Origin of the sequence: uncultured Cetobacterium sp. (assembly GCF_947039425.1) — a bacterium.
Classification (GTDB): Bacteria; Fusobacteriota; Fusobacteriia; order Fusobacteriales; family Fusobacteriaceae; genus Cetobacterium_A.
This window is the reverse complement of record NZ_CAMQYW010000097.1, coordinates 1-6,360: the sequence shown is the minus strand read 5'-3', so window position 1 is coordinate 6,360 and position 6,360 is coordinate 1. Positions and strand designations below refer to the sequence as shown.

Sequence of the window (6,360 nt, the reverse complement as noted above, 5' to 3'; positions counted from 1 at the left end):
ACTGGAGTTCAGACGTGTGCTCTTCCGATCTTAAAATAGGAAAAAGAGGGTATAATATAAAAAATATATAAATTAAGTATGAAGGAGAAAAAATATGCTAGACTTAAGATTTATTCGTGAAAATATTGAAACGTTACAAGAGATGTTAGTAAATAGAGGAAGTAATATTGATCTTCAAGAGTTTGTAAAACTTGATGCAGAGAGAAGAGAAATACTAACAGAAGTAGAACTTTTAAAAAATAAAAGAAATGTAGAATCTGCTGAAGTTGCTAAAAGAAAAAAAGCAGGAGAAGATGCTTCTGAAATAATAGCAGAAATGGGAAAAGTTTCAGCTCAAATAAAAGAATTAGATGTTAAATTAGCAGAGGTAGAGGAAAAAGTAACATATTTCCAAATGACAATGCCAAATGCATATCATTCAAGTACTCCAATTGGAAAAACAGAAGATGATAATGTAGAGATCAGAAGATGGGGAACTCCAAAAGAATTTACATTTAAACCAAAAGAGCACTGGGAAATAGGGGAAGATTTAGAAATTCTTGATTTTGAAAGAGGATCAAAATTAGGAGGATCTAGATTTGTAGTGTATAGAGGAGCAGGAGCTAGATTAGAGAGAGCTCTAATTAGTTTTATGTTAGATACACATACAACAGAGCATGGATATACTGAGCACTTAACTCCATTTATAGTAAAAAGAGAAATTTGCGAAGGAACAGGACAACTTCCTAAATTTGAAGATGATATGTATAAAACAACAGATGACATGTTCTTAATTTCAACTTCAGAAATAACATTAACTAACTTACATAGACAAGAGATTTTAAATGAAAGTGATTTACCTAAATATTATACAGCTTATTCACCTTGTTTTAGAAGAGAAGCAGGGTCATATGGTAGAGATATGAAAGGATTAATAAGATTACATCAATTTAATAAAGTTGAAATGGTAAAATTAGCAACTCCAGAAACATCTTATGACGAGTTAGAAAAAATGGTAGTTAATGCAGAAACTATTTTACAAAAATTAAATTTACCATATCGTGTAATTCAACTTTGTTCAGGAGATATTGGATTTGGAGCTGCAAAAACTTATGACTTAGAAGTATGGGTTCCAGGGCAAAACAAATTTAGAGAGATTTCATCTTGTTCTAACTGTACAGATTTCCAATCAAGAAGAATGGGACTTAAATATAGACCAGAAGGAAACTCTAAAAGTGAATTCTGTCATACATTAAATGGATCAGGACTTGCAGTTGGAAGAACTTTAGTTGCAATAATGGAAAACTACCAACAAGAGGATGGATCATTTATAATACCAGAGGTATTAATACCTTATATGGGTGGAATGAAAGTTGTTAAAAAGTAGTATTGTAATTCTTTTTTTATTAAATCTTTTTATAAAGGATATGAGAATTTTAACAGTATTATTAGTCGTGGGAATTATATTAAATCTCATAATTAATAAGAACATTTGGGAAAATGTAAAAAAGTTAAAATTTTTAATATTTATTTATATAACTACATTTATCGCTCAAATATATTATAATCAAGAGGGAGAAGTTTTTTTTAAAATTTTTAATATCTATGTAACAAAAGGTGGAATAATAAACTTTGCTACAAATTTTTTAAGAATAATAAACTTAATAATTCTTTCTTGGCTTATAAATACTAAAAAAATACTCCCTAAAAAATTATCTTCATATCAAGAAATTATAGAAGATGTTATTGAATTAATTCCAGAAGTTTTTAAAATATTTAAAAGCAAAAGAAAAATAAAATGGTTTTTTAGATATATTTTAAGGCAAATAAAGATAAAAAACTAATATTTTCAAAAATTGATTTTAATTAAAAATTTTGTTATAGTATAGATATAATAAAACAAATATTAGGAGGAAGATCATGGCATATAATTACAAAGATTTAGGATTGTCGAATACAAAGGAAATGTTTGAAAAAGCAAACAAAGAGCATTATGCAGTACCAGCATTTAACTTCAATAATATGGAGCAAATGCAAGCAATAATAGAGGCTTGTGCTGAAATGGGATCACCAGTAATTTTACAATGTTCAACTGGAGCTTTAAAGTATATGGGGAAAGAAGTAACTCCATTACTTGCTAAAGGTGCAGTTGATACTGCAAGAGCTATGGGATCAGATATTCCTGTTGCCCTTCACTTAGATCATGGACCTAGCTTAGATGCTGTTAAAACTTGTATTGATGCAGGTTTTTCATCTGTAATGATAGATGGATCACATTACTCTTTTGAAGAGAATATAGAGATAACTAAACAGGTTGTAGAATATGCTAAACAATTTGATGTTACTGTTGAAGCAGAATTAGGAGTTTTAGCTGGAGTAGAGGATGATGTAGTTGCAGATCACCACATTTATACAAATCCAGAAGAAGTAGAAGAATTTGTATCAAAAACTGGGGTAGATTCATTAGCAATTGCAATTGGAACTTCTCATGGAGCACATAAATTTAAACCAGGAACTAATCCTAAATTAGAGTTAAATATATTAGCTGAAATTGAAAGAAGACTTCCAGGATTCCCAATTGTTTTACATGGATCATCAGCTGTACCTCAAAAATATGTTGAAATGATAAAAGAAAATGGTGGACAATTAAAAGATGCTATTGGAATTCCAGATTCTGAATTAAATGGAGCAGCTAAATCAGGTGTTGCTAAGATAAATGTAGATACTGATGGAAGATTAGCCTTTACAGCAGGAGTAAGAAAAGTATTTACTGAAAAGCCAGGAGAGTTTGACCCTAGAAAATATTTAGGTGTGGCTAAAGAAGAGATGAAATCTTACTATAAATCAAAAATTGAAACTGTATTTGGTTCAAAAAATGCATATAAAGCAGCAACAAAATAGATAAAAGGGGCTATATAGCCCTTTTTTTATTTCTAAAGGAGAAATATATTGAATATATTGGAAAAAGATATTTATGAAGAAAAAATAGATGAATTAAAAAAATATATAAAAGAGATAAAAGGGACAAATGGAGAGATGATAGCTTCTCTTTATAAGGGACAAGAGATTTTCGGATATATATCTGAAGATGTAAAAAATATTATTATAAAAGAAACTATGTGCTCATCAAAAAAAATAAATGAAATTGTAGAGTTTAATGGGATTTTTACAAAAACTTTAAAGGGGAAATATCATATAGGAGTTTGTCTGGGAGAGACTTGTTGTAAAAAAGGTGCAAGAGAAGTTTTAAAAAATGTAAAAAAATATTTAGGAATAGAAATTGGTGAAAAAACAAAAGATGAATTATTTTCTCTGGATATTATTAGATGCGTAGGAGCTTGTGGATTAGCACCAGTAATTGTAGTTAATAAAGAGATATATGGAGGAAATGAAGTTAAAAATATTGAAAAGTTTTTTTTAAAAATAAAAAACAAAAAATAACATTACAATTATGAATAAGATAAAATAAGTCTTTATCATTTAGTAAAAAAAAGTGGATATAGTTCAAAAAATAACCATTTTTTATAAGTTTTAATTGGTATTAACCCTTTACAAAGGAAAAACAATGTAATATAATCTATTAAAGAAATATTTATAAATAGATATATTTTAGGAGGGTCAAATGGTAAATGAGAACAGAATAGTGGAAAACTTTTTAGATATGGTGAAAATTCCATCACCTTCGAAAAATGAGAGGAAAATGGGTGACTATTTAATAGAAATATTAAAAGAACTAGGACTTGAAGTAGAAGAGGATAATGCTGGTATAAAAAATGGTGGAAACTGCGGAAATATAATTGGTATATTAAAATCACAAGGCAGAAAAAAATATCTATTTAGTGCTCACATGGATACTGTTGTACCCTGTGAAAAAATAACTCCTATAATAGAAAATGGAATTATAAAAAGTGATGGGACATCAATATTAGGTGGTGATGACAAAGGTGGAATAGCTGCGATTATAGAGATGTTAAGAGTAATAAAAGAGAAAAATTTAGATCATCCAGAAATTGTTGTAGTATTTTCAATGGCTGAAGAGATTGGACTTTTAGGAGCTAAAGCTTTTGAAGTTGAAAAATATAATATTGATTTTGGATTCATACTAGATTCAAGTGGAAAACCTGGAAAAATAATAACTAAAGCTCCATCAGCAGCAAGAGGAGTATTAAAGGTTATAGGGAAACCAGCTCATGCAGGAATATCTCCAGAAAATGGAATAAATGCTTTAACAGTAGCAGCTCATGCAATAACAAAAATAAAATTAGGAAGAGTTGACAGTGAAACAACATCAAATATAGGAGTTGTAAGTGGAGGTCAAGCTACTAATATTGTAATGCCAACTGTTGAATTACAATATGAAGCTAGAAGCTTATCAAATGAAAAATTAGAAAATTTATTAAAAGAAACTTTTGATATATTTAGCAATGTTGCAGAAGAGTTTGGTGCTAAATTTGAAAATGAAGTAAATGTAGAGTATCCAGGATTTGTTTTAGATGATAATGAAGAGGTTATTACAATTGTAAAAGAGGCATGTGAAAGAGCAGGAATAACTTCTGAAACAGTTTCATCAGGTGGTGGAAGTGATACAAATATATATAATAACAAAGGAATTCCAGCTGTTAATTTAGCTGTAGGAATGACTAAAGTACACACATTAGAAGAGTATATAGAGATTAGCGATCTAGTAAAATTAGCTAAAATATTAGTAGAAATAATAAAAGGATAAAAATGAGAATTGGTAAAAATAAGAAAAAAGTTTTTAATATAATTTATATATTAATAGGAATTATAGTTGTAATATTTTTTGCAAAGGATGTATTTATGTATAGTATATCTGAAATAAATAATGTACTATATCCATTACAATCAAAAATATATTTTTTTGGAAAAAAAGCTAAAGAAAGCACAGAAACTGTTTTAAATTACAAAGATTTGGTAAGTGAAAATACTAAATTAAAAAAAGATATTTTAGAAAAAAGTTTAGTAGAAGAAAAAAATGAAAAATTATTAGATGAAAATATAAGACTTAGAAAACTTCTTAGTATGAAAGGTGAATTTAAATATTCTTTTAAAGTTGGAAAGATTAGTTTTCAGCAAACTAGAGAATTATTTGAAAGTTTTGCTATAAATTTAGGAAGTCGTGATAAAATTAAAAAAAATATGCCTATTCTTTATGGAGATGAATTAATAGGTCGAGTTGATCATGTTGAAAAAGATTATTCAACAGTGGAGATGATCACTTTTCAAGATTCAATAGTAAGTGCAAGATCTAGTGGAGATGTATTGGGAATAATAAAAGGAAATAGAAGTGATGAACTTATATTTGAACCAGTATCTTTTCATGAAGCTCACTTGAATATTGGAGATAAAATTTATACTTCAGGAATTAGCGATATATATCCAAAAGGAGTATATATAGGTGATGTAACCGAAATAAGAAAAAAATATGAAGATAGAGTTGAATATATTGTTAAAATACCATTTGATATAACAAATATGAATGAAGTTATTGTCTTAACTGAGGTGGATATTTAAATGATAAAAAAAATTATTTTATTTTTACTATTAACTGTAGGATGTTTTGGACAAGTAAATAAAGTTAGGAATATTAAAGATCTGTATGCAAAAGTTAAAGAAAATACAAATTTAAATGGAGATAACATTTATAAAGAGTATACAATAAAATATATTGCTTCAGATTACTTAAGAAAAGAAGTGATTTTACCTAAGATAAATAAAGGTGAAATTTATCAATATGAAAATAATAAAAGATTGGTATATATTCCATTATTTAATGAGGTAAATGAAGAGAGTGGAAAAGATGAATTTAATAATTTTTTAACAATTTTAAATGAATTAAAAGATAAAGATTTAAAAAAAATAAAAGAGTTAAAACTTAAAGGTGGTTATTTAATAAAGATAGTTAAATTTAAAAATGTTAATAATTTTCTATTACCAGTTAAGTTAGATATTTATGATGGAACTATAAAAATATCATCTTTAAGATTAGAGGATATTAAAGTTAATAGTGGACTTGTTAGAGAGGGACTATAAAAATGAATTTTTTAAAAACTAAAGGAATAGTTATAAAGAAAAATGATTTTGGTGAAGCAGATAGATATATAACTATTTTTTCTGAAGAGTATGGGAAACTAGAATTATTTATAAAAGGAATTAGAAAAAGTAAAAAAAGAAATCAAAGTTCAGCAGATTTACTAACACTTTCAGAATTTACTTTTTATAAGAAGAATAATAGTTTGATTTTATCATCAATAGATTCAATAGAATATTTTTATGATATAAAAAATGACCTAGAAAAACTTGAAATAGCTTCTTATATTCTTTCTATAGTTAATGAGATTGTATTATATGGTGAACAGA

Annotated in this window: 8 protein-coding genes; all 8 read left to right on the top strand. The window is 27.1% G+C overall.

Annotated features, from left to right (window positions below):
- Positions 1-94: 94 nt before the first annotated feature.
- The gene (gene serS, locus Q0V09_RS06380; protein WP_297487758.1) at positions 95-1,366 is read left to right on the top strand and encodes a serine--tRNA ligase; all 1,272 of its coding nucleotides are present in this window, start codon (positions 95-97) and stop codon (positions 1,364-1,366) included.
- On the top strand, positions 1,353-1,823 hold the full coding sequence (locus tag Q0V09_RS06375) for a hypothetical protein (RefSeq protein WP_297487756.1): 471 nt from the start codon (positions 1,353-1,355) through the stop codon (positions 1,821-1,823). Before serS ends, Q0V09_RS06375 begins: the two co-directional genes overlap by 14 nt.
- Positions 1,824-1,899: 76 nt before the next feature.
- Complete coding sequence (locus Q0V09_RS06370) at positions 1,900-2,880, top strand: class II fructose-bisphosphate aldolase (protein ID WP_297487754.1); 981 nt, start codon at positions 1,900-1,902, stop codon at positions 2,878-2,880.
- A gap of 48 nt (positions 2,881-2,928) precedes the next feature.
- Entirely contained in the window at positions 2,929-3,420 is a 492-nt protein-coding gene (locus Q0V09_RS06365; protein ID WP_297487752.1) for an NAD(P)H-dependent oxidoreductase subunit E, read from the top strand.
- 181 nt (positions 3,421-3,601) lie between these two features.
- Positions 3,602-4,705, top strand: a complete 1,104-nt coding sequence (locus Q0V09_RS06360) for a M20/M25/M40 family metallo-hydrolase (protein WP_297487750.1) — start codon at positions 3,602-3,604, stop codon at positions 4,703-4,705.
- 2 nt (positions 4,706-4,707) lie between these two features.
- The gene (mreC, locus tag Q0V09_RS06355) at positions 4,708-5,514 is read left to right on the top strand and encodes a rod shape-determining protein MreC (protein ID WP_297487748.1); all 807 of its coding nucleotides are present in this window, start codon (positions 4,708-4,710) and stop codon (positions 5,512-5,514) included.
- A complete protein-coding gene (locus Q0V09_RS06350) occupies positions 5,515-6,033 on the top strand; it encodes a hypothetical protein (RefSeq protein WP_297406686.1) in 519 nt (172 codons plus the stop codon). It begins immediately after the preceding gene.
- 2 nt (positions 6,034-6,035) lie between these two features.
- On the top strand, positions 6,036-6,360 hold a 325-nt coding region (gene recO, locus Q0V09_RS06345), incomplete at its 3' end, for a DNA repair protein RecO (protein WP_297487745.1).